Source organism: Cetobacterium sp. NK01, assembly GCF_024506395.1.
Classification (GTDB): Bacteria; Fusobacteriota; Fusobacteriia; order Fusobacteriales; family Fusobacteriaceae; genus Cetobacterium_A; species Cetobacterium_A somerae_A.
This window is the reverse complement of record NZ_JANIBO010000004.1, coordinates 39,556-62,959: the sequence shown is the minus strand read 5'-3', so window position 1 is coordinate 62,959 and position 23,404 is coordinate 39,556. Positions and strand designations below refer to the sequence as shown.

Genomic DNA, 23,404 nt, shown 5'->3' with positions numbered 1-23,404 from the left:
AAATGAAAATATTTTCTAATTTACAAAAGATAGGAAAAGCATTGATGCTACCCATCTCTATTTTACCAGCTGCTGGGATACTATTGGCTTTTGGCGATCGATTAAATCTTCCGTTAATGACTAATGCCGGTGGAATATTATTTGATAATCTACCATTATTATTTGCTGTTGGAGCAGCTGTAGGATTAGCCGGAGAGTCTGGAATAGCAGCACTAGCTTCAATTGTAGCTATATTAATAATAAATTCAACTGCTGGAATTGTTGCAGGTGTAACTCCGGAAATGGCTTCTCAAGGTGGAGCTTATGCTAGTGTTATGGGGATTCCAACTTTACAAAGTGGTATATTTAGTGGACTTATATCTGGAGTATTAGCTGCAACAATGTATAATAAATTTTTCAATATAAAACTACCTGATTTTTTAGGATTTTTTCAGGAAAAGATTTGTGCCAATTATTACAGCACTTTTTGCTTTTCTAATAGGTTTAGGGTTTCCGTTTGTTTGGGAACCAATTCAAAATACGATTGGATTACTATCTAAATTAGCAAATGGAGAAAATCAAGCATTATCAACTTTTATCTTTGGATTTACTGAAAGAGCACTAATTCCTACTGGATTACATCATATTTTTATTCTCCTTATTGGTTCAACTTTGGTGAATATACCACACAGTCTGGAAATATTATTAATGGAGATCAAGCTATTTGGTTTAAAATGTTTGAGGAAGGAATAAAAAGTTTTTCATCAGAAAGTTATAAAAATGCAGGAAAATTTTTACAAGGAGAGTATCCATTAATGTTAATGGCTTTACCAGCTGCAGGTTTAGCGATGTATCATGAAGCTCTTCCTAAGAATAAAAAATTAGTTGCAGGGATATTATTATCAGCAGCATTTACTTGTTTTTTAACTGGAATAACAGAACCAATTGAATTTACATTTATATTTGTAGCACCGGTACTTTATCTTTTTAATGCTATTTTTGCGGGAATATCTTATATGATGATGTATTTATTAAATGTGCATATAGCAAAGTCATTCTCTGCAGGATTTATTGATTTCTTATCATTTGGAATATTGCCATCATTTTCAGGATATGAAACAAATTATATAATGGTTCTTGTTTTTGGAACTGTTATGGCTATGTGTTATTATTTTGGATTTAGATTTCTAATAAGAAAGTTTGACTTAAAAACACCTGGTAGAGAAGTTATAAACGACTCAGAAAACCAAAATGATAATTTTACAGATAAAGAGATTGCTGCAATGGCTATAAATTATTTAGGTGGAAATGAAAATATTACCTCTATTGATTATTGTATAACAAGATTAAGAGTAGAGGTAAAAGATACCTCATTAGTAGATGAAGCAGGTTTTAAAAAGTTAGGTTCAAGTGGAACTATAAAAGTAGGAAAATATGGAGTTCAAGTTATATTTGGAGCAAAAGCTCAATTTATTGCTGGAGATATAAAAAATCTTTTAAAAAATTAAAAATTTAAATATAAAAAAACACGATTAGTTAAAAATCGTGTTTTTTTTAAGGTTTAACTAAAATTTTCTGTAACTCTTTAGAAAATCTCTTCCTCTATTTAGGGTGGTGAGATTCACTAATTATTATATACAATATCACCATTTTTTATAACCATCTTTGTATGATTAATACCAAAATGATAAAGAATGTACTCCAGAGATTTAGAGTTAAAAATAACTAAATCAGCTTTTTTTCCAATTTCAATAGAACCTATTTGTTTCTCTTTATTTAATGATTTTGCCCCATTTATGGTAACTGCTTTTATAACTTCTATTGGAGACATATTTAAGTATAAAGCAGCTATTTGCATAATTAGTTGTAAATTTTCAGTAGGACAGGATCCAGGATTATAATCTGTTGATAAAGCTATTTGAACTCCGTAATCGATCATTTTTCTTACAGGAGCATATTCTTTTTTTAAATAAAAAGATGTTCCAGGAAGAATATTAGCAATGACTCCGTTATTTTTTAAAGCAATTATTCCTTCATCACTAATAGCCATTAAATGCTCAGAAGATGTAGTTTCTAACTCTCCTGCTAATTCAGCTCCTCCAATACTTTCAATTTCATCAGCATGGATTTTTAATTTAAATCCAAATTTTTTTGCTTCTTTTAAAATTTTTCTACTTTGTTCTATAGAAAAAATTCCATGCTCACAAAATATATCACAAAATTCCGCTAAATTTTTATCTTTTATTATAGGAAGCATTTTAATAACTTTTTTGATAAAGTCTTCTTCCTTTCCTTTATATTCTTTTGGAATAGCATGAGCTCCCATAAAGGTTGAAACAATATCAATAGGTTGTTCATTAGCCAAAATTTTGTTAACTTCCAACTGTTTAATCTCTGTTTCTAAATCTAAACCGTACCCACTTTTACTTTCAATTGTAGTAACACCAAAGGCTAACATTTTTTTTAAACTAATTTTAGCTTTTTCAACTAATTCCTCTTTTGTAGCTTCTTTTGTAGCCTTTACAGTGCTTAAGATTCCACCACCAGCATTTAAAATATCCATGTAAGTTGCACCTTTAGCTTTTAAAAACATTTCATTTTCTCTAGAACCACCATGAACCAAATGGGTATGCGAATCTATTAAACCTGGAGTGACTACAGATTTTTCTGCATCGATTAAAATTGTTTTATTATCTATAATATTTTTATCATAGGGCCCTTCACCTAAAAGAAGAATAGTTCCGTTTTTTATAGCCACATATGCATCTGTTAATATTTCAATATTTTCCATAAGGTTTTTATTAGATAATTCTATCTCTTTAGAAGTTATTAAAGTTCCTATATTATAAATTAGCAAATCACTTACCATATTTAACTCCTTTATCTATTAAATTTTATTTTACTAATTTTTCTATTAAATTTTCATCTACAATATATGGTAAAGTTATATGATCTGTTCCTTCATTATTTTTATTAAATTCCATAACAGTTTCAATTGAGTGCGGATTTCTTGCCCATGCTCTTCTTGCTACTCCTCCCATAACATCCCATGGCATTGCTTGAGCTAAAATATCATCTACTCTTTTACTTCCATCTAAAACCATTCCAAATCCACCATTTATAGATTTCCCAATTCCTACTCCTCCACCATTATGTAGAGCTATCATAGTCATTCCTCTAGCAGCATTTCCTGCAAAACATTGCGTTGCCATATCAGCCATTATATTACTTCCATCTTTTATATTTGATGTTTCTCTAAATGGTGAATCTGTTCCTGAAACATCATGATGGTCACGTCCTAACATAACTGGTCCTATTTCACCTTTTCTAACCATATCATTAAATTTTAAAGCTATTTGAGTTCTGCTCATAGCATCTTGATAAAATATTCTAGCTTGTGTTCCTACAACAAGTCCATTTTCATCTGCATCTTTAATCCACATATAATTATCTCTATCTTGGTATCTTCTATTTGGATCAACTAATTCAAGAGCTGCTGCATCAGTTTTTAAAAGATCCTCTTTTTTTCCTGACAAACAAACCCATCTAAATGGACCATAACCATAATCAAATAATTCTGGCCCTAAAATATCCTCAACATATGATGGAAATATAAAACCGCCTTTATCATCTCTTCCATTTTTTGATATCTCTTTAATTCCAATATCATAGATAGATTTTAAGAAACTATTTCCATAATCAAAGAAATAAACTCCTTTATTAGTTAAATTTTTAATTACATTGTAATGTCTTCTTAAAGTTTCATCTACCAATTTTCTAAAAGTTTCTCTATCCTCTGCTAATAATCTTGTTCTCTCTTCAAATGTTATTCCAACAGGACAATATCCACCGTCATAAACAGCATGACAAGATGTTTGATCAGATAATAAATCTATATGAACATTATTTGTATCTGCATATTCTAATAAGTCTACTATATTTCCTAAATAAGCAATAGCATATGGAGTTTTTGAATCCATTTTTTCTTTAGCTAAATCAAAAGCTTCTTTAGGAGTTGTAACAAATTTATTTATCCAACCTTGTTCTAATCTAGTTTGAATTCTAGATAAATCAACTTCTGCAATTATAGAAACTCCTTTAGCTATAACAGTAGCCTTTCCTTGAGCACCACTCATTCCTCCAAGTCCTGATGTTACAAATAATTTACCCGCTAAATCTCCATCAGCAGGAACGCCACAGAAAAGTCTTCCTGCGTTTAAAATTGTAGAATATGTACCATGAACTATTCCTTGCGGTCCAATGTACATCCATCCTCCTGCAGTCATCTGACCATAGTTAGCTACTCCAAGAGCTGCACCTCTTGCCCAGTTATCATAATCATCAAAAGCTCCAATCATAAGTCCATTAGTTATTATAACTCTTGGTGCTGAAGGATGAGATTTAAATAGTCCTGTTGGATGTCCAGAAGCTACAACTAAAGTTTGATCCATTGTTATATTTTCAAGATATTTTTTAATTAATCTATATTGCATCCAGTTTTGACAAACTTGTCCTGTTTCACCATAAGTTACAAGTTCATATGGGTAAAGAGCTATGTCAAAATCTAAATTATTATCTATCATAACTTGAATTGCCTTTGCATCAGTACATTTTCCTTCATATTCAAAAATTGGTTTTCCGTGAATATTTCCTGTAGGTCTAAATCTATATCCGTATATTCTACCGTGAGTTTTTAACTCTTCTAAAAATTCTGGAGCTAACATTTCATGGAATTCTTCAGGAATATATCTTAAGGCATTTTTAAGTGCTAAAGCTATTTCATCTTTTTCTAAATGTACTACCCTTTTTGGAGCTCTTCTAACTTTTGGATCAATTTTAGGTATTTCCATAGGAATATCATTAGCAGTTAATTTAATTGTCATAGCATTAAAAATCTCTTGATTTAACATAATTTAAAACCTCCATATTTTATATTTTTAAAATGACTTTAATAATTAGATAAAAATTTTTTATTACTTTCTGCTATTGTTAATACCTTTATTTTTTGAAAAAATACAATATAAAAATTAAATGTATTTTATTTATAAAAAATACAATTCTCTCTAAGAGAATAAAATCATAGTCTAGAAATAATTTTATTTATTTTTTTTTAAAAATATTATTGACTTTCAAATTTTTAAAAGGTATATAAGGGATTAATAAAATTATAGAGTTAATAAATAGACTTTAAAAATAGAAGTGTTATTTTTAAAAATTAAAAATAAAATTTATATAAATAAAAATATTAATTTAAGTTACTTTACAAGGAGGAAATATGAAAAATATTTACACAATTGAGAAAAAAGAAATTTTACTGGAAGATTTTATTAATGTTACTAGAAAAGGTTATAAAGTTATGATTTCAGAAGAAACTTATAAGGATGTTGAAAAAGCTAGGGAACTAGTTGAAAGATATGTTGCAGATCAAAAAGTTTGTTATGGAATTACAACTGGTTTTGGAAAATTTTCAGATCAAATTATTTCCGAGGATGAAACCGAAGTTCTTCAAAAAAATTTGATAATGAGTCATTCTTGTGGAGTTGGAAATCCTTTATCTATTGAATATGTTCGTGGGATAATGTTATTACGTGTTGTAAATCTTTGTAAAGGTCACTCAGGAGTTAGAAAAATAACTTTAGATACTTTAGTTGAAATGATCAATAAAAATGTAACTCCATATATTCCAGAAAAAGGTTCTTTAGGAGCTTCTGGAGATTTAGCTCCTTTATCTCACATGGTTTTAGTTATGCTTGGTTTAGGAAAAGCTTACTATAAAGAAGAATTGCTTTCAGGAAAAGAAGCTATGGAGAAAGCCAATATAAAAGTATTAGAATCACTTTCATCAAAAGAAGGATTAGCCCTTATAAATGGAACACAGGTTATGACATCTATTGGTGCTCATGTAACTTATGATGCTTTAAATTTAATGAAACATCTTGATTTAGCTGGAGCTCTAAGCATAGAAGCATTGAATGGTATAATTTGTGCTTTTGATAAGAAGGTTCATAAAGTAAGACCTCATGCTGGACAAATAACAACAGCAGAAAATATAAGAAAAATTTTAAAAGGAAGTAAATGTATAACAAAACAAGGAGAATTAAGAACTCAAGATCCTTACTCTTTAAGATGTATTCCACAAATCCATGGAGCAAGTAAAGATGCATTTAATTTTATCAAAACAAAAGTAGAGATAGAGATGAATGCAGTTACAGATAATCCAATTATATTTGTAGAAGAGGATGAAGTTATTTCTGGTGGAAATTTCCATGGACAACCGATGGCATTACCATTTGATTTTTTAGGAATAGCTCTTTCTGAAATGGCTAATATATCTGAGAGAAGAATTGAAAGACTTGTTAATCCTCAATTAAATAATGGATTACCTGCATTTTTAGTTGAAAACGGTGGAGTTAATTCTGGTTTTATGATTGTTCAATATAGTGCAGCGTCTTTAGTTTCAGAAAATAAAGTTTTAGCTCATCCTGCATCTGTAGATTCTATTCCATCTTCAGCTAATCAAGAAGATCATGTGTCTATGGGAACAATAGCAGCTAGAAAAGCTGGAGAAATTTTAGGAAATGCTAGAAAAGTTATAGCTATGGAAATTTTATGTGCTTGTCAGGCAATTGATCTAAAAAAATCTAAAGACTCTCTTGGTTTAATGACTCAAGAAGCTTACAAAATCATCAGAGAAAATGTAAAGTATTATGATAAAGATAGAGTTATGTATCCTGATATAGATACTGTTGAGGAAATAATAAAAAATAATTTGATAATTGATTCGTTAGAAAAAGCACATCAACATATAAAAAATTAGTTTAGGAGGTATCTATGAGTAAATTTGAAGATGAGTCTCTTATTTTAAAAAAAAATAATTCTTCAGGAATAGCTAATAAAATTTTAGACTTATTTGAAAAAGTAGGAAATAAACTTCCTGATTCTGTTACTATTTTTATAATGCTATGTGTTTTAATTTTAATAGTTTCATATTTTTGTAATAGATTTAATGTTACAGCTATTCACCCAATAACAAAAGAAGTTATTACAGTTAATGATTTACTAAGTAAAACAAATTTAAAGCAAATTTTAGTAGAAATGATAAATGTATTTCAAACTTATCCACCACTTGGAGTTGTTTTAGTTGCTATGATTGGAATTGGTGTTGCTGATAAGAGTGGTTTATTAGAAACATTATTAAATACAGTTATGGTTAGAGTTCCAAAAGGAGTAGTTTATTATGCGGTTGTTATTATGGGATTAATTTTTACAGGAATTGGAGATGCAGGTTTTGTTGTACTTCCTCCTTTAGCAGCGTTAATTTTTTTAAAACTTAACAAAAATCCAATTATAGGAATACTTTTAGCATATGCAGGAGCAGCCATAGGATTTTGTTCTGGACTTTTTGTAAGTTTAAATGATATTTTGATAACTTCGTTTACCATACCAGCAGCTCAAACATTGGATCCATCTTTTATGAGAAGTCCAGCAATGACTATATTTTTTAATATGCTAAATGCTTGTTTACAAATGTTTATAATAACATTTGTTACTAAAAAATTTATAGAACCACGATTTCCATTTGATAAAAATTTGACAAAAGCTGATAACAGTAAAATTGGAAATTTAGAAAAAAAAGGACTAAAATATGCAGGATACTCTTTAATAATTTACTTTTTGTTTATCTTTTCTTTAACTGTTGGAAAAACATCTTTTTTAAGAGATGCTTCAGGCTCATTAGTATCTGTTAAGTCCCCGTTTATGGGTGGATTAATTATAATTATGATGCTTGCTTTTATGATTCCAGGAATGGTATTTGGAAAAATAACAAATAAAATAAAAAATGATAAAGATATCGTTAAGATGGTAGGACAAAGCTTAGGAGAAATGGGTGGATATATTTTCATAGTTTTTGTAGCGGCACAATTTCTTAATCTTTTTGGAAAAAGTAATTTAGGGATTGTTTTAGCTATAAAGGGAGCTGAAAGACTTAGTCAAACTTCATTATCAGGAATACCCTTAATGGTAATGTTTATATTTTTAGTAGGATTTATAAATTTATTTATTGGTAGTGCTTCGGCTAAATGGGCAATATTATCTCCTATTTTTATTCCGATGTTTATGTTATTAGATTATGACCCATCTTTAACGCAGATAGCTTATAGAATCGGAGATTCTTCTACAAATATGATATCTCCATTATTTCCATATTTACCTTTAATTTTGGCAGTTTGTAAAAAATACGATAAAAATTTTGGAATAGGAACTCTTGTTGCAAATATGATTCCTTATGCTATTACTACTTTATTGGCTAGCATATCCCTTTTAGTTACATTTATAATGTTCGAATTATCTTTAGGAATATAAAATAGTATTTGGAGGTAAAAATGATACATAAAATAGATGCTCTTGCTAAAAAAAATTTAGAAAAAATAAGAGCTATAAGAAGAGAATTACACCAATATCCAGAACTTGGATTTCAAGAATTTAAAACAGCTCAATTGATAAAAAGAGAGCTTGATATATTGGGAATTCCATACAAAAGTGAAATTGCTAAAACAGGAGTTGTAGCATTAATTAAAGGAGGGAAACCAGGTAAAACAGTTTTATTAAGAGCTGATATGGATGCTCTTCCAATTAATGAAGAGACAGAATGTGAATACAAATCTTTAGTTCCTGGTGTCATGCATGCATGTGGTCATGATGGACATGTGGCAGGCTTATTAGGAGCTGCGATGATTCTAAATGAACTTAAGGAAAATATATCAGGAAATATTAAATTAGTTTTTCAACCGGCTGAAGAGGGGCCAGGTGGAGCAAAACCTATGATTGATGAAGGAATATTAGAAGATCCTAAAGTTGATGCAGCATATGCATGTCATCTATGGCCTAATTATCTAGCAGGAAAGATATTATTTAAAGACGGTAATTTAATGGCTCATCCAACAGGATTTGATATAGAGATTAATGGGGTTGGAGGTCATGGTTCTACTCCAGAAAAAACAGTGGATCCTATTATAATAGGATGTCAAGCAATTATAAATTTTCAAAATATTATAAGTAGAAATATTTCAGCAATGCAACCAGCAGTTTTATCTTGTTGCAGCATTAAAGCTGGAGAAGCAGGAAATGTAATTCCTGATAAGTTGACTATTAAAGGGACAATTAGAACTTTTGATGAAAATTTAACAACAGATATTTTAAATAAGATGGATAGTATTTTAGAAGGACTTTGCAATGCCTATGGAGCAAGCTATAATTTCATAATTGAAAGAATGTATCCGACATTAAAAAATGACTCTAATTTATTTACTTCTACCAAATTATCATTGGCTAATGTAGTAGGAGAGGATAATGTAATTTTAATGACTGAGCCACTTATGGGTTCAGAAGATTTTTCTTATATATCAAATAGAGTTCCAAGTAATTTTTTCTTTATAGGAACAAAGGAAAATCAGGAGGATATTGAGACCCTTTTACATCATCCACGTTTAAAATGGGATGATAAACATTTAGAGATTAGTTCTAAAGCTTTAGCACAAGTAGCATATGATTATTTAGAAAAATTTAAATAATTTTAATGATATTAAAAAAGAGGAAAATTAATTTTCCTCTTTTTTATATTTTTTTATAAAAATTTTCGTATAGATTTTCCAGAGTTAAAATTTACAACATCATTATCAATTAAAGCAAGTTTACCATTGATAATAACATATTTTATCCCTTTTGGAGGTAAAGTTGTATTTTCAAAAGTTGCTTGATCTTCAATTTCGTCTAAAGAAAAAATTGTAATATCGGCGTCAGCTCCGATTTCTAAAGAACCTTTATTTATTCCAAGTATTTTAGCTGGAGAAAATGTTATTTTTTCAATAGCTTCTTCTATAGATAGTAATTTTTTATCTTTTACATACTCTTTTAGAAACTTTGGAAAAGTCCCAGCTGCTCTAGGGTGTCCTTCACCTGATTCAGTTAAAATTCCATCACTGACAATAACAGTATTTTTATTTAAAATAGCAGTATCAATATCTTTTTCAATCATCATATGTCCAATAACAAGAGTCTCAGGAGAAGCTTTTCTTAATTGTTCAAAAATCTTTTTTGTGCATAAATTACCTTTTAATGGACCGCTGGCAATTTGTAGTTGTTCATAAACAAAATTATGATTTTCAATATAATTATTATCAAAAACAGCCGAACCTATTAGTGTGCTAAAAGCCTTATATGGATAACAATCATACATTATTTTGATATCATGTTCTTTTTTATTTTCAATTTCAGTTAAAAATTTATCCATTTGTCCATATCCAGCCATACTTCCTATGTGAGAAATTTGTAAATGGGTATCTGAAAATTTTCCAATTTCTAAAAATTCATTTAAAGACTTTAAAACATTTTCTCCATCCTCTCTCAAGTGAGCAGAAACAATTCTATTTTTTCCAAGTCTAGCTAATGTTATTAATTCATTAAAATCTATTCCTGGAATATATTCAATACCAAAGCTTATCCCTAAAAGACCATTTTCTTTTATAAGATTTTTTCCAAAGTGATACATTTTTTCTATATTTTTATTCTCTAGATTCGCATATCTATCATGAATATCAATGTATTTTCTTAAAATTTCATGAGGTAAAAGTGTTCCGTAGTTTATAGGAAATCCAAGATCAACTAAATTTAAATATTCACTAATATTTTCAATACCAATTCCACAATTTCCTCCTATAGCAGAAGTTACCCCCATTTTTAAAAGTTTTTCAAAAATATTTATTTTAATCTTTCCATCTAGTATTTTATCTTCATGCATATGCATGTCAATAAATCCAGGAGTTACATATAAATTGTTTGCATCAATTACTTTATCTCCAGTTAAAATATTTTTAGAAAGCTCAACTATTTTACCATTTTCAATACTGATATTTAATTTTTCAGATATATTATTTTTAGGATCAATTAAGTGTCCATTATTTATTGCTATTTTCATAGTTGTTCTCCTTTTAAATTTATTTCAACAAGTATATGTGAACTACCACCGCCCTAATAGAGGGCGGGGCTTCGTGGAAAGTATCTGACTCATGTCAGATATATTAATCACGCTCTACGGGTAGTTCCTACCCTGTGATATATATTTTAATAGGCTAGTAGCTCTCTACCAACCTCACGAATATTTATACTTGCGTTTAGGTCTTTATCTATCTCTGAGTTATATTCATCACATTTGTAAACTCTTGAATATAGTGCCAACTCAGCTTTTATAGTACCACAAAATGAACAAGTTTTTGACGATGGAAACCACTTGTCAATTTTAATTACTTGTTTACCTAAAAATATTGATTTGTATTGAAGCATAGTCGTAAACATTCTCCAACCATTATCAGCGACAGATTTACCAAAATTTAATGCTCCACTCATACCTTTCATATTAAGGTCTTCAAGTATTATCGCGTTATATTTAGTCACAAGTTCATTTGATAATTTGTGTAAAAAATCTTTTCTACTGTTTTTGATTGTTTGGTGGATTTTAGCAACTTTTAATTTAGTCTTATTCCAATTACTTGAGAATTTAACTTTACGAGATAGCTCTCTTTGAGCTTTAGCTAATTTAGTTTCTAACTTTCTAAAAAATCTAGGATAGTCAGCTCTTTGGTTTTCAGAGCTAACAAATAATTCTGACATAGAAAAATCAAGCCCAACAATATTGTTATCGCTTGGAACTTCTTTAATATCCTTTCTGATATTATTACTTGTAGATACTGTATTATACGATTTTCTAGTTGATTTTTTAGATTTAAATTTAGGAAATGCTGTACGGTTTTGAAAGAAATTCTTATACGCAGTTTCTAAATTTTTAAGCGCTTGTTGTAACGCTATTGAATCAACCTCTTTCAAGAATGGTAATTCAAGTTTAAGTAGTGGGAGCTCTTTAGCTTGAGTATTGTAAGTTACAGATTTTTTTTCTGTCTCATACAATTCTTTTCTCTGAGCTAAGAATCTATTATATACAAGTCTAGTACAACCAAAAGTTGCATTAATTATATTGGCTTGAACTTCATTAGGATATACCCTATATTTAAAAGCTAAGTTATACGTCTTCATAGTTTTTCACCTCCATTTTTTAAATTTTATTATTATTGTATTGTACCATAATTTCTAAATATTTTAATCTAAAAAACTAAAAAGATTGCCTAGATTTATCCTCCCCCTAATAGAAGAAGAGGTTTTCTCAGGGCATTTTGATAAAAAAAATCTTTGTACAATATATAAAATATGTTATTGTAATATATTATTTGCATAACATATTTTATTGACTTATAAAACTTTAGATGTTATAATCTGACAAAATTATAAAAGGAGGAAGAGAATGCTAAGGAATTTAAGGAATACAAAACAACTTAATAAATTTGTAATCCTTAGAGATAGTAGGCTCAATTGCTTTATTTTATAATTAAAATTTAATTAATTTTTTATTGATTAAATAGTTTTTAGTTATATTTTTTGTGATTAATACCTGTCTTTTAAGGCAGGTATTTTTTTTATAAAATTTTTTATGGAGGGAAGAGATGAAAAAGATTATTATATCAATGGTAGTTTTATTATTTGTAGTATTTTTGGGGTGTACAAAAGATGAGAAAAAAACAGAGGTTAATGAAAAGACTTATGTGATTGGAACAAACGCTGAATATCCACCTTATGAATATTTAGAAAATAATAAGGTTGTTGGGTTTGATGCTGACATTATTGAGGAGCTTTCTAAAAGAGTAGGATTTAATTATAAATGGTCTAATATGAATTTTGATGGACTTATATCAGCTTTACAGACAAAAAAGGTGGATATGATTATAGCTGGAATGACTGTAACTGAAGAAAGAAAAAACTTTATTAACTTTTCAACACCATATATAGCTCCGAATATTTGTTATATAGTTTTAAAAAATAATAACTTAAAAAATCCAAAAGAACTGCAAAATAAAAAATTTGGTGTAGAATTAGGTACAACTGAAGAGGGAATTGCAAGACAAGTCCCAGGTGCACAAGTGATTCCTTTTACTGGACACACATCAGCTTTATTAGCATTAAAAGCTAATAAAATAGATGCTATGTTATTAGATGAAACTGTTGCTCAAAAGTATATAGAGAACAATCCCGAGATAGAAAGCATCGGAGTTGCTTCTGGAGAAAGCAAAGCAATGGCTTTTAATAAAAGTGATGAAGAGCTAAAAAATAAAATTGATACAGAATTAAAAAAGATGTTAGATGATGGAACTATTCAAAGTTTAAAAGAAAAGTATGGTATATAATTATGGAAATAAAGTCATTTTATATGGAAATTTCAGAAAAAAATCTTGTAAATAATATTAATTATCTTAAAGAAAAATATAAAAAAAGTGTCCTTCCTGTTATTAAGGCAAATGCTTATGGGCATGGAATAGAGCTTATTGCTAAAGCTTTATATAAAAATGGTTATAAAGAGTTTAGTGTTGCTCGATTGAATGAAGCTCTAAAAATTTTAAAAAATGAGGAGCTAAAGAAGTGTAAAGTTTTAGTTTTTGAAACTATAGACGAAAGTTCTTTTTCGTATATAAAAGATTATGATTCTATAATTGTAACTGCTAACAGCTTTAGAGAGCTTAAAAATTTAGTAAATAATGGTATTTCTTCAAAACAAATTCAGCTAAAAATAGATTTTGGATTTGGAAGAAATGGAATAGAACTACTAGATATTTTAAAATTAAAATCTTATATAGTAGATAAAAATCTAGAATTTAATGGAATTTACTCTCATCTTTATGCTACTGATTTCAATGAAGGAAAGGAACTGATAGATAAATTTAATGAAGTTGTATTTTTTTTAGGAAAAGAAAAATTTCAAATGATACATATTCAAAATAGCGTTGGAATTTTATTTTATGGAGCTCAAGATTTTATGACTCATATGAGAAGTGGAATATTCATTTATGGATTGCAAGAAGAAGGATTTTTTCATGAAGGACTGAAACAAGTTTTTCAATTAAAGGGAAAAGTAGCTGGAATAAGAGATATTAAAGATTCTAAGTACTTAGCATATACTTCAAAAGATAACTTGAGTAGTGAAGATTATAAAAATATTGTAAAAATAAAGATTGGCTATGGAGATGGTTTTTTAAAGTGTAATGAAAATAGTATGTGTATAATAAATAAAAAGCCCTATAAAATATTATCTGTGACAATGGATAATACTTTTATAGCTGGTGATAATTCTATTTGTGAAGGAGATGAGGTTATTTTATATCCAAATGTGAATTTAATTAGAAATAATACTGGGATGCATATATGTGAAATTTTACCTTTAATAAATGAAAGAATTGAAAGAGTTTTAAAATAAAATTCAATTAGATTAATAGAATGAATATTACAAGTTGTGATATTGTAGCATAAAATTATTTTTAAATAATTTTTATTTTTTATAGCCTGTAATTATGTGTTTAAAATGAAGTTAATCATATAAATGCTATAAATATTAAATTTAAAATATAGATGAGTTTTTATAGAGATAAATTTTTATTTAATTTTAGTAGATCTCGTATTATGTCAATAATACGAGATCTACTTTATTGTTTTTATTAAGATAAATCCATATATCTAAAATTAATATAAAAATACCGAGAATTAAATTTATATAATACGAGATATAGATATAAAATAAAGAATAATATAAATAAGTTAAAACAGTATTTTTTCATATATTTATGTTATAGGTTTTTAAATTGTAGAAACAAACTGACTCTCTTAATTTCAACCCTTTAAAAAAATTATAAAATTAAAGCTGCTACCAAAAGACTCACTTTCTTTAGGAGATAGAGTCTATAAATATGAATGTGGTCATGTTAGACCTTAATGCTAGTATAACGAACTCTACTAGCTTATTAATTTAAATACTTCTCTTTTGAAAGATGGTAAATATTAGAGAATCTTTTTTACTAATCATCATTATCGTCGTCGTCATCATCTTTATCATAATATTTTTTATTATACCTATTACTTTTATCATCGTCATCATCTTTTTTGTATCTATTTTCTTTGTCATCATTATCTATAGGAATAATGAACTTTCTTCCAAATTTATCAATTTCATCAGTTAAATTTTCATTTATAGATTTAACTTTGTCTTCGATTTTTTCAGAAATAGCATCACTATAATTCTCAAGTAAAGAATCCAAATCTTTAGCTTGTGAACTACTAAAAATAGCTGTAACCATAAAAAATATATAAATTTTCTTATTCATATAAACTCCTTTAAATAAATATTTATAGCCTATATTATATCACTAAAATCAAAGAAATAATAGAAAACTTTTGCTATATGAAAATATATAGATTTAAGATAATTATTCAAATTTATTTTGATAAAATTTTTTATACAAAAGGATTAGTTTTAAAAAACGGTAAATATGAATACATTATAGGAGGTGATTTTTATGAAGGAAAAAAATATTTTCTATAAAAATGAAATTAAGACAATTTATAATATTTTAGAAAGTAAAGAAACTGGTTTATCTAAAGAACAAGTTGATAAATGGTTAGAATCTAATAAAAAAAATGTACTGAGTAAAATTCCAGAAAAATCATTTTTAACTAGAGTTATAGTTGCTCTTTCAGAACCTATGGTAAAAGTTCTTATCGTTGCTATTTTTTTAACTATTTTAATAAATATTATTTCTATTGTAGAACATCAAGAACCTGACTGGGGCCAAACTATTGGAATAATTTTTTCTGTTATATTGGCGACAACTGTAACTGTATTTATGGAAAAAAAATCTCAAGATGCCTTTTCAGCTTTAAAAAAAATTGGAGATACTGGAACTATAAAAGTATTAAGAAATAATATTATATCTATAATCTCTACTGAAGATATTTTTCCAGGAGATATTATTTTTATAAATACTGGAGATAAAGTTCCTGCTGATGGTAGAATAATCGAGTGCTTTGATCTATCTATTGATGAATCTATGCTTACTGGAGAAAGTGTTGCAGCAAGAAAAATACAAGAACCATTAGAAGGAGAGGACTTTTCTTTAGGTGAAAGATTAAATATGGTGTATTCTGGAACTTTTGTAATAGGTGGATCAGCTAAAATTATAGTTACGGCCATAGGAGATGATACGGAAATTGGGAAAATTTCTCAATCTGTACAAGTTGAATATAATATATTAACACCTCTTCAAAAGGAGCTTGGAAGTTTAGGAAAGAAAATTGCTATTGTAGGAATTGGAATTTCTATTATTGTATTTTGTTTAAAGATTTTTAATTACCACATAGATAACAATCTCACATTATCTAATATTGCTCAAGCTATTACAATTTGTATTGTTCTTATTGTATCAACAATACCTGAAGGATTACCAACAATGATAGCTGCAACATTAGCTCTTGGTGTAATGAGACTTTCAAAAGATAATGCTCTTGTCAAAAAACTTGCTGTTTGTGAATCTATTGGAGCAATAGATGTGATTTGTTCTGATAAAACAGGAACATTAACAGAAAATAAAATGAGTGTTGTAAATATAATGAGTTTAAATAGAGATTTAATTTTTAAAAATATATACTTTAATAATAGTAGTTTATTAAAAGGAAACTTTGATACACAAAAAGAGTTTGTAGGAAATCCAACAGAAGTAGCACTTTTAAATTATTACAGAGAAAATTTTAAAGAATTAAATTTTAAAGAAAATAAAGTTATATATCAGTATCCTTTTAGTTCTAGTAAAAAGAGTATGGGAACTGTAATTACAAATAGTTTAGAAAAAGAAAACTATTTGCTTCTTTTTAAAGGAGCACCTGAGAAAGTATTTGAAGTATCTAACCTTTCTTCTGAAGAAAAAAATACTCAAATGAAATTAATTATTAAAGAACAAAATTTAGGTAGAAGAGTATTAGCTTTTTCTCATAAAATTTTTATAAAAAATGAAGATTGGAGAACAAATGAAAGTAACCTCTTAAAAAATTTTACTTATGATGGATTTGTATCTATATCTGATCCAATTAGAAAAGAAGTTTTTGAAGCTATTGATATTTGTCAAAAAGCTAATATAGATATTAAAATATTAACAGGAGACAGTATGTTTACCGCAACAACAGTGGCCAATGAATTAGGTCTTATTAAAGAAAACTCATTAATACTCGAGGCTAAAGAAATTGATCAAATGAGCGAATATGAACTAAATGGGAAGCTAAAAAATATTGCTGTTATTGGAAGAAGTAATCCTTTAACTAAATTAAGAGTTGTAAATGCCTTAATGGAAAGTGGAAAGTCTGTTGCTGTTACAGGAGATGGAATAAATGATGCACCTTCTTTAAAGCGAGCTGAAGTTGGAATTGCTATGGGAATTGCTGGAACAGAAGTTTCTAAGGAAACAGCAGATATTGTATTATTGAATGACTCTTTTGCAACTATTGTAAAAGCAATCGAATCTGGAAGAGGTATTTATGAAAATTTCCAAAAATTTATTCAATTTCAACAAACAGTAAATGTTGCAGCACTATTTTTAATATTAATATTTGAACTTTTAGATTGGGGAACGCCTTTGAAACCAATACAAATTCTTTGGATTAATATAATGATGGATGGTCCTCTTGCTATATCTTTAAGTTTTGAAAAAACAAGAAAATATATAATGTATGAACCTCCAAGAGATAAAAGCAAAAGTATAATGACTGAAGATTTATGGATAGGTATTTTAGCTAATGCCTTATTTATGGTTTTAGTTATAACATTTTTTGTTAGAGTTTTTCATATAAATAAAGAGATGGTTCCTACTTATACATTTAATTTATTTGCATTTCTTGTAACACTTAATGTTTACAATTGTAAGAGTATTAACAAAAAATCTGTATTGTATAATTTATTTGATAATAAAACTCTTAATATAATTTTTCTAGTCACAATAATAATTCAAATATTTATTGGATTGTTTCTTAGACGATTGTTTTCTTTAAATTTTTTAGATTTTAATGAATATTTAATTATATTTGCTTTTTCATTTTTAATAGTTATTTTTTCTGAATCTTTAAAATTTTTAAGAAGAATTTTAAGTAGATAAAACTAATAAATATACCTCATTTAGTTATAAGAGAGACAACTAATGAATTGAATCATTATATTTATCTTTGTAATAATATTTAATATTTTTTAGAAATCTCGATGCAAATTAAAGTAGCCAAGATCTGAAAAAATAAGACTTTGGCTACTAATTACTTTTTATCAGTAATATAAAGTTTTATTCAATTGACCAAACTTTTCTTGTATTATATCTATTAACACTCTTTTTCTTTTCTACTTATTAATAAATTATAATTCGTGTTGATAAGCTCCAGCCCCATAGTGCATCTCATATGAATGAGTATAAATTTCTATAATATTTCCAAATGGATCTTCACAATAAACCATTTTATATGGTTTTTCTCCTGGATAATATTCTCTAATTGGCATTCTTTGCTTTCCACCTGCTCCTATAATTTTAGCAGTTAATTGCTCTATGTTGGGGTCCTTTACTGAAAAATGAAATACTCCTGTTGGATATGGATTAAATTCATGTTTAGGTTTATCATTTTGAGGAAACTCAAACATTTCAATTCCTATTCCATCACCTGTTGAAAGGTGAGCTATTTTAAATTCTTTCCACCCTTCTCCAAAAACATCAATACACATCATTCCTATTGCTGTTTCTTTTTCTTCCTTAACTAATGTAGGTTCCATTATAACATACCAGTTCATAACCTCTTTATAAAATTTAACAGCCTCCTCTAAATTTGGTACTGATATTCCTATGTGTGAAAAATTTCTTGGATACATATTTTCTCCTCCTAAATTATTTAAAATTTTAACTTGCGTTATTTACTGTGTTAGTATATATTAATATAATAATTTAGTAAAGTATGCACTTTTTAGTAATATACTACCTAAAAAGTAAGTAAAGGAGATGACGATGATAAGTAAAGAGAGAAAAGAAAAATATAAATGTTCTATAGAATATACATTGTCTTTTATTGGTGGAAAATGGAAGCCTATCATATTATGGTATCTAGGTATTGAAGGAACTCACAGATACGGAGAACTAAAGAACAAATTAAATGGAATAAACCACAAAATGTTAACCCAACAATTAAAAGAACTTGTAGAAGATGGTTTAGTAAATAGAGTTGAATATACACAGATTCCACCTAAAGTTGAATATTCTATGACAGAAAGAGGAATGCAATTTATCGATATTTTAAAACTTATGCATGAATGGGGAAGTAATAATTAATAAAGAGAGAGGATAAACTCCTCTCTCAAAATAACTTTATAATTAACAGTCTCTGTTTTTTACCTGTTGGAACTACTATTATCATAAATATCTTTTTTTAAATTATTTTTAGTTTTAAAAATCTATAGGTAGATTATTTTGTTTTAAAAAAGAGAGTTTATCCCAATATCCTCTTTGAAATATAATTTTATTATTAACTATATGAAAAAATCCACATCCTCTAAAGCCAACTGGATCCTTCCATTCCATAATAGCCCATTGTCCATCTTCAAAAATATTTTCAACTATACAAACCATTTTTGCAGTTGAAAATTCATTTTTAAACATTTCTTTTATAGCCATTTTTCCGATTACTGGCTCATTGGCTACTTGATGATTTATTGCATTATCATCGTAAAGATTTGCTAAGGAGTCTGCATCAGCTTGATTAAATGCATCTACCCACTTGTTTAAAATTTGTTTCGGTGTCATAAAACCTCCTAAAAAATAATTTTTTTATTATATTTTAATTAATTTACTATATTTTAGATTTCCCATTTTTATATATTAAATACACCAATAACTTTAAATATATTTATGAAAGTATAATTAAACTTATCTAATTTCTTTTAATATCAAACTTAGACTTTTTTTTTCTAAAATATATCCAAAATTTTCTGAGCAAATTTTTTTATCTTTTAAAACTATTTTTCCATTTATAATAACATATTCTATCCCCACTGGAAATTGAAAAGAGTTTTCAAAAGTAGAACTATCTTTAATTTTATCCAAATCAAAAATGGTAATATCTGCAAAGTTTCCATTTTTAATCTCTCCACGTCCCTCTAATCTAAAGAGTTTAGCTGGTCTCTCGGTAATTCTATTTATTATTTTTTCTATTGAAACCTCATCTTTAATCATCCATATATATTTTGGAAATGTCCCAAAATTTCTCGGATGAGGATTTCCCAATCTAAATTTATCCTCCATTGGTAAAGAGTTCCCATCACTAGCAATAACTCCCAAATCACTTTTAAAAAACTCCTTTACATCCTTTAAATCCATAGAGAAATATATAGCTTGAGCCTTTCCTTTAGATTTTTCAAGTATATATAAAACAGTTTTTTCTTCACTTAAATTTAGATGTTTTGAAATCTCAGAGATTGTTTTTCCATTGAAATAAGTATCTTTTAAATAACTATTAGATACCAAAATATTATTACTTCCCCCTCTTTTTTCAATCTTTTCTCTTATTAAAGACATCACTTTATCAGAGAAATTAGGAATCTCCTTTATAAAAGTTTCTATATCTCCATCGAAAATATTTTGAGGTATAAGAACAAAAAGATTTGTACAAGTAGCTTCATAAGGATATTGATCAAAAGATATTGATACTCCAGATTTAGAAGCTTTCTCTAACATCTCTATAATTTTTCTAGACTTTCCCCAATTTTTTTTGTTCATAACTTTTAAGTGGGAAACATTGACCTTTGCTCTAGTTTCTCTACCGTAATAAATAACCTCTTCTATGGATTTTTCAATTTCATTAACCTCATCTCTCATATGAAAAGATGCAACTCTATCATACTTTTTTACAACTTTTAAAAGTTCTAGAATCTCCCTTTGGCTCATAAAATTTCCTGGTTGATATATCAATCCAAAAGATATTCCAAGGGCACCCTCCTCAAATTGTTTTTCCAAAAGTCTCTTCATCTTTTCAATTTCACTTTCATTGGCCTCGCTTGACTTAAACCCCATTATAGCTATTCGAATACACCCAGCTCCAACAAGAAATCCTTGATTAGTTACAAGTTTTCCCTTTTCTAAAAATTTTTTTAAATCTAAAAAAGATTTAGTTTTACTTAAATCTAGTGGATAATAATTTATATCTGAATGAGTTTGAATATACTTTTTAAGATTTTCTCTATTCTCATCTGACCACGGAAAGATTCCTATTCCACAATTTCCATTAATTTCTGATGTCACTCCTTGATAAACTTTACTTGGGCAACTTTCATATATAAATCCAGAAATATCTGAGTGACTATGAATATCTATAAATCCTGGAGTCACATAAAGATTCCTAGCATCAATAATTTTCTTTCCAATCAGTTTATCTTTAGAGATAGCCTCAATTTTATCTCCCATTATTCCTATATTTAGAAGTTCTTTTTCTTTGAGACTACCAAAGACAACAGTTCCATTTTCTATAACTAAATCATATTTTTTTTCATCAACAGTTTTTAAAGTTTTCATATATACATTCACCCAATCTATTATTTAAGAGAACAGCTTCTTTATTTTCTCCCTCTGCTAAAATAATCAAATCTACAAAGCTATTTTTGAAAAATATTCTTCCTGCATCATGCTCTATATTTGTTAAATCACCAGTTTTATGGGCTATCTCTACTTTTCTAAAAAAATATAGAGGAATTTTAGAGTTACACAGTTGATTTTTTAGAATAAAAAGTGCTGTCTCATCACAATATAGATTTTCTAAAACTTTTAGGGTATCTCTAGCACTTGTAAAATTGTCTAATCCCCTCTCTCTAGCTTCAGAGTCATACATTTTTCTTTGAAGTTGAGTCTCATAGTAACTTTTTTTCTCAATAAAACTTTGAATGTAATTTATTCCTAAAATATCTATCAACATGTTCGTAGCTGTATTATCACTTAAAGTTATCATAAGTGTCGCTAAATCTTTTATTGTCACACTTAAATTGTCGTCTAAAACTTTTAAAACTCCGAAACCTGGAACTTTTTCCATTGAATCCACACTTTTTTTATCACTATAAGATAATTCACCTTGAGATATTTTTTCTAGGAGTGCCTCTAAAATAAAAAGCTTTATCAAACTAGCTGATTGAAAAATTTTACTTTCATTTTTAGAAAATATCTCTTCTCCATCAACCTTAACTATAATGCCTACTTTTCCTGAAAATTCATTAATTATATTTTGTAAATTAGATTTTAGTTGATCAAATCTTTTCATGATTCCCTCCTTAAATTGAGTTATATACATTTAATATTTGCATCATTACTCCATTAACAATTGCTTCCTCATCAATATCAAAGTTTCCATTATGAGCCTGAGTTTTTATATTTTTCTCGGTATTTCTAACTCCTAAAGTAAAAAATGCTCCCTCAGTGTTTTCAATGAAATACGCAAAGTCTTCCACTCCCATATTGGCTAACTTTTTTTCATAGATACTATTCTCTCCAAAAAGTTCAGTAGCACTTTTTTTAATAATATCTACAGATTTATCATGGTTTATTAAAGCTGTATAACCAGGCTCTATATTAATCTCACCCTTTCCACCAAAAGCTAAAGGTAGAGTTGTTACAATCTCTTCAATTCTTTTTTTCATTCTAGCTCTAACATCTGGATCTAAAGTTCTCAAAGTTCCTCTAAGCTCAATCTCATTTGATATAATATTCCCAGCAGTTCCACCATTTATTGTTCCAATTGTTATTACACCAGATTCTCTAGCATCTAAATTTCTACTCACAATACTCTGTAGAGCAATAATAACATGAGATGCTATTAAAAGTGCATCCACGCCTCTACTTGGATAAGCACCATGACAACTTTCTCCCTTTATCTTTATTTTTAAGGTATCTGAAGAAGCATTCATAGCTCCATACTTTATTCCAATTTTTCCAACATCTATAGTTTCATCTACATGTAATCCATAAACAGCATTAACTCCATCAAGAGCTCCATCTTCAATCATAGGTTTTGCCCCTCCAACAGTTTCTTCAGCAGGTTGAAAAAATAATCTTATATTTACAGGTGGCTTCTCCTTTGTTTCATAAAAATATTTTGCCACTCCTAAAACTACAGTTGTGTGTACATCATGTCCACAGGCATGGCAAATTCCACTATTTTTTGAAGCATAATCTACACTTTTTATATCCTGTATAGGAAGTGCATCTATATCCCCTCTTAATGCTATCGTTATATTTTTATTTTCTCCCTCAATCTCAGCTATAACTCCTGTGTCAAATGAAGTTCTATGAGGAATATTCATCTCATCTAAATATTCACAAATTTTATCGTGAGTTCTAAACTCTTGAGTTCCTAATTCTGGGTGCTCATGAAAATCTCTCCTCACCTTTACTAACCAATTTTTTATATTTTCGCTGTGTTTTTTTAAAAGTTCTATATTCAT

General features: G+C 28.0%; 18 protein-coding genes and 1 pseudogene. 9 read left to right on the top strand and 10 right to left on the bottom strand.

Features of this window, described 5'->3' with window-relative positions:
* Nucleotides 1-2: 2 nt before the first annotated feature.
* Nucleotides 3-974, top strand: a pseudogene (locus NON08_RS15135) (PTS transporter subunit EIIC); the annotation flags it as partial.
* A gap of 21 nt (nucleotides 975-995) precedes the next feature.
* Nucleotides 996-1,487 (top strand): glucose PTS transporter subunit EIIB, encoded by a 492-nt coding sequence (locus NON08_RS15130; RefSeq protein ID WP_413774062.1) that lies wholly within the window; start codon nucleotides 996-998, stop codon nucleotides 1,485-1,487.
* A gap of 116 nt (nucleotides 1,488-1,603) precedes the next feature.
* On the opposite strand, the gene hutI is transcribed toward NON08_RS15130, so the two are convergent.
* Together hutI and NON08_RS13110 are read right to left on the bottom strand one after the other, a co-directional pair.
* Nucleotides 1,604-2,848, bottom strand: coding sequence for an imidazolonepropionase (gene hutI / locus NON08_RS13115; protein WP_256692068.1), 1,245 nt, complete (start codon nucleotides 2,846-2,848; stop codon nucleotides 1,604-1,606).
* Nucleotides 2,849-2,873: 25 nt separating this feature from the next.
* Complete coding sequence (locus NON08_RS13110; RefSeq protein ID WP_264759833.1) at nucleotides 2,874-4,889, bottom strand: urocanate hydratase; 2,016 nt, start codon at nucleotides 4,887-4,889, stop codon at nucleotides 2,874-2,876.
* 365 nt (nucleotides 4,890-5,254) lie between these two features.
* On the opposite strand from NON08_RS13110, the gene hutH reads away from it, so the two are divergent.
* The 3 genes from hutH to NON08_RS13095 are packed head-to-tail and all read left to right on the top strand — an operon-like array spanning nucleotide 5,255 to nucleotide 9,551.
* Nucleotides 5,255-6,796: a histidine ammonia-lyase gene (gene hutH / locus NON08_RS13105; protein WP_256692067.1), complete on the top strand. Its 1,542-nt coding sequence runs from the start codon at nucleotides 5,255-5,257 to the stop codon at nucleotides 6,794-6,796.
* Between the two features lie 14 nt (nucleotides 6,797-6,810).
* Nucleotides 6,811-8,343, top strand: a complete 1,533-nt coding sequence (locus tag NON08_RS13100) for an AbgT family transporter (protein ID WP_256692066.1) — start codon at nucleotides 6,811-6,813, stop codon at nucleotides 8,341-8,343.
* 20 nt (nucleotides 8,344-8,363) lie between these two features.
* Nucleotides 8,364-9,551, top strand: a complete 1,188-nt coding sequence (locus tag NON08_RS13095) for a M20 metallopeptidase family protein (RefSeq protein WP_256692065.1) — start codon at nucleotides 8,364-8,366, stop codon at nucleotides 9,549-9,551.
* Between the two features lie 53 nt (nucleotides 9,552-9,604).
* Here the strand turns inward: NON08_RS13095 and NON08_RS13090 are convergent, their stop codons facing one another.
* Together NON08_RS13090 and NON08_RS13085 are read right to left on the bottom strand one after the other, a co-directional pair.
* Nucleotides 9,605-10,954, bottom strand: coding sequence for an amidohydrolase family protein (locus NON08_RS13090; RefSeq protein ID WP_256692064.1), 1,350 nt, complete (start codon nucleotides 10,952-10,954; stop codon nucleotides 9,605-9,607).
* Between the two features lie 146 nt (nucleotides 10,955-11,100).
* Nucleotides 11,101-12,066, bottom strand: a complete 966-nt coding sequence (locus tag NON08_RS13085) for a transposase (protein WP_256692063.1) — start codon at nucleotides 12,064-12,066, stop codon at nucleotides 11,101-11,103.
* Between the two features lie 464 nt (nucleotides 12,067-12,530).
* On the opposite strand from NON08_RS13085, the gene NON08_RS13080 reads away from it, so the two are divergent.
* Entirely contained in the window at nucleotides 12,531-13,268 is a 738-nt protein-coding gene (locus tag NON08_RS13080) for a transporter substrate-binding domain-containing protein (RefSeq protein WP_256692062.1), read from the top strand.
* Between the two features lie 2 nt (nucleotides 13,269-13,270).
* Nucleotides 13,271-14,332 carry an alanine racemase gene (locus NON08_RS13075; RefSeq protein ID WP_256692061.1) on the top strand — a complete coding sequence of 354 codons (1,062 nt, stop codon included), beginning with the start codon at nucleotides 13,271-13,273 and terminating at the stop codon, nucleotides 14,330-14,332.
* A gap of 595 nt (nucleotides 14,333-14,927) precedes the next feature.
* Here NON08_RS13075 and NON08_RS13070 read toward each other — a convergent pair.
* A complete protein-coding gene (locus tag NON08_RS13070) occupies nucleotides 14,928-15,233 on the bottom strand; it encodes a hypothetical protein (RefSeq protein WP_256692060.1) in 306 nt (101 codons plus the stop codon).
* Nucleotides 15,234-15,425: 192 nt separating this feature from the next.
* Between NON08_RS13070 and NON08_RS13065 the strand changes: the two genes are divergently transcribed.
* Nucleotides 15,426-18,047, top strand: a complete 2,622-nt coding sequence (locus NON08_RS13065) for a calcium-translocating P-type ATPase, PMCA-type (RefSeq protein WP_256692059.1) — start codon at nucleotides 15,426-15,428, stop codon at nucleotides 18,045-18,047.
* Between the two features lie 248 nt (nucleotides 18,048-18,295).
* On the opposite strand, the gene NON08_RS13060 is transcribed toward NON08_RS13065, so the two are convergent.
* Nucleotides 18,296-18,799 carry a lactoylglutathione lyase family protein gene (locus tag NON08_RS13060; protein ID WP_256692058.1) on the bottom strand — a complete coding sequence of 168 codons (504 nt, stop codon included), beginning with the start codon at nucleotides 18,797-18,799 and terminating at the stop codon, nucleotides 18,296-18,298.
* Between the two features lie 133 nt (nucleotides 18,800-18,932).
* Here NON08_RS13060 and NON08_RS13055 point away from each other — a divergent pair, with 133 nt between their 5' ends.
* A complete protein-coding gene (locus NON08_RS13055) occupies nucleotides 18,933-19,253 on the top strand; it encodes a winged helix-turn-helix transcriptional regulator (RefSeq protein ID WP_256692057.1) in 321 nt (106 codons plus the stop codon).
* Nucleotides 19,254-19,367: 114 nt separating this feature from the next.
* Here NON08_RS13055 and NON08_RS13050 read toward each other — a convergent pair whose 3' ends face one another.
* The 4 genes from NON08_RS13050 to NON08_RS13035 all read right to left on the bottom strand — a co-directional run bounded on the left by NON08_RS13050 (nucleotide 19,368) and on the right by NON08_RS13035 (nucleotide 23,404).
* The gene (locus NON08_RS13050; protein ID WP_256692056.1) at nucleotides 19,368-19,724 is read right to left on the bottom strand and encodes a nuclear transport factor 2 family protein; all 357 of its coding nucleotides are present in this window, start codon (nucleotides 19,722-19,724) and stop codon (nucleotides 19,368-19,370) included.
* Between the two features lie 123 nt (nucleotides 19,725-19,847).
* Complete coding sequence (locus NON08_RS13045) at nucleotides 19,848-21,488, bottom strand: N-acyl-D-amino-acid deacylase family protein (RefSeq protein WP_256692055.1); 1,641 nt, start codon at nucleotides 21,486-21,488, stop codon at nucleotides 19,848-19,850.
* A complete protein-coding gene (locus tag NON08_RS13040) occupies nucleotides 21,466-22,224 on the bottom strand; it encodes a serine hydrolase (protein ID WP_256692054.1) in 759 nt (252 codons plus the stop codon). The genes NON08_RS13045 and NON08_RS13040 overlap by 23 nt, the downstream gene beginning before the upstream one ends.
* A 10-nt stretch (nucleotides 22,225-22,234) precedes the next feature.
* On the bottom strand, nucleotides 22,235-23,404 hold the full coding sequence (locus NON08_RS13035; protein ID WP_185890334.1) for a M20 metallopeptidase family protein: 1,170 nt from the start codon (nucleotides 23,402-23,404) through the stop codon (nucleotides 22,235-22,237).